This window comes from Actinotalea ferrariae CF5-4 (assembly GCF_000603945.1).
Classification (GTDB): domain Bacteria; phylum Actinomycetota; class Actinomycetes; order Actinomycetales; family Cellulomonadaceae; genus Actinotalea; species Actinotalea ferrariae.
The window spans coordinates 1-1099 of record NZ_AXCW01000498.1; the positions used below are offsets into that span (position 1 = coordinate 1).

Genomic DNA, 1099 nt, shown 5'->3' on the forward strand with positions numbered 1-1099 from the left:
CCCGGCGGCACCGGTCGACCCCGCCACGGCACCCGCGGCGGCCGACGGCGTGAGCCCCTCCGCACTGCCGGTCGAGCTCGCCGAGGGCCTGGCCGACCTCGAGGCGGCCGTCGCCGCCGCCTCGGGCTCGACCACGGGGCTCGTCGCCCTCGACGCCCGACCGGTCCTGCCCAGCGCCCTGCGCGCGGCGGCGGTCGGTCGCTGGTCGTCCTTCCTCCCCGGGTCGTGGTCGACGCTCGGCCTGGCCAACGGCCGGATCCCCGAGGCGCTGCTCTGCGCCCCCGACTTCGCCCCCGCGGCGCTCCTGCGGTGCGACGCCGCCGCCGCGCTCGAGGCGGTCAACGAGGCCTACCGGGCGGACTTCGGCGAGGACCTCGTCATCACCAGCGGCTACCGGACCTTCGACCAGCAGGCGGCCCTGCGGGTGTCGAAGGGCTGGCTCGCGGCCCCGGCGGGCCAGTCCAACCACGGGCTCGGTGTCGCCGTGGACCTGGGCGGGTTCGGGGGCCTCGGCCAGTTCGACTCCCCGCGCTACCGGTGGATGCTCGAGAACGGTGAGGCGTTCGGCTGGGTCCACCCCGAGGCCATGCGGCCCGGGGGTGGCGGCCCGCCGGAGCCGTGGCACTTCGAGTTCGGGACCGACTGACCCGGGACCGACCGCCCTGGCCGACGGGCCTGGCCGACCGACTGACTGACCGACCGGCCTGACCGACCGACTGGCCGACCAGGCCGCGCCGTCGTCGTCTGCCGTCAGTGACCCGTCGTCCGGGCCGCGCACCCAGCCAGGACCGGGCAGCGACGGTCCGGCAGGCACGCGGTCGTCGCACGCGCGACCGCGCAGTCGTAGCGGTCCAGCACGACGTCGACGAGCCGCTCGTCCGGCGCGAGGGGTGCGGTGACGACGTCGCCGCCCGCGCGGAGCACCCGGTTCTGGAAGAACCCCGGCGCGAGCAGGTACGAGGCGACGACGACGCGGCCGCCCGCACCGGGCTCGATCGCGGCGCGCGCCGCGGCCACGGCCTCGCGCACGGTCGGCGCCGCGGCGGACCCGTAGCCCACCGTGACGGGGCCGTACGGCCAGAGCCGGCGCAGCTCCTCG

The 1099-nt window shown here is 77.6% G+C and carries 1 protein-coding gene and 1 pseudogene; one reads left to right on the forward strand and one right to left on the reverse strand.

The window, feature by feature from the left end:
- The coding region (locus N866_RS20165; RefSeq protein ID WP_173406183.1) for a M15 family metallopeptidase at positions 1 to 646 on the forward strand (646 nt) is incomplete at its 5' end.
- 104 nt (positions 647 to 750) lie between these two features.
- Here the strand turns inward: N866_RS20165 and N866_RS21755 are convergent.
- A pseudogene (locus tag N866_RS21755) lies at positions 751 to 1099 on the reverse strand (hypothetical protein); the annotation flags it as partial.